Raw genomic sequence first — 345 nt, 5'->3', positions numbered from 1 at the left:
CCTCGGCGAGCCCGATCGCGCCTGAATTGAGAAGGCGCAGAAAAAACCGGCCGCGATGGATATGCATGACGGCATGCGGGCCCGCGGCGGCACCGGCCGCGTGCACCTGGCTGCCGTCCGGGAAATGCAGTGTCAGCTCGCCGACCGCAATCCGGTCGACGATCTGGCGGGCAAGGCGCGACCAAAGAGCGGCGGGGAGCGCCGGCCATGATGAGGACCGGCGTTCGGCGTGGCTCATTGCGGATTGTCTCCCTTTTGGGCATGCGGCAGGACGATCGTGGAAGCGTAGCGCTGCGCCGCCTTCTCGTGGCGGAAGAGCGGCATGCCTTTCCACCACAGGCGCAG

1 pseudogene is annotated in these 345 nt (G+C 67.5%); it reads right to left on the bottom strand.

From position 1 onward, the window contains the following. Positions 1 to 238, bottom strand: a pseudogene (locus CH341_RS32025) (SAM-dependent methyltransferase); the annotation flags it as partial. Positions 239 to 345: the final 107 nt, after the last annotated feature.

Origin of the sequence: Rhodoplanes roseus (genome assembly GCF_003258865.1) — a bacterium.
In the GTDB taxonomy this organism is placed as follows: domain Bacteria; phylum Pseudomonadota; class Alphaproteobacteria; order Rhizobiales; family Xanthobacteraceae; genus Rhodoplanes; species Rhodoplanes roseus.
The sequence above is the reverse complement of the archived record's forward strand: the minus strand, read 5'-3'. Positions and strand labels throughout refer to the sequence as shown.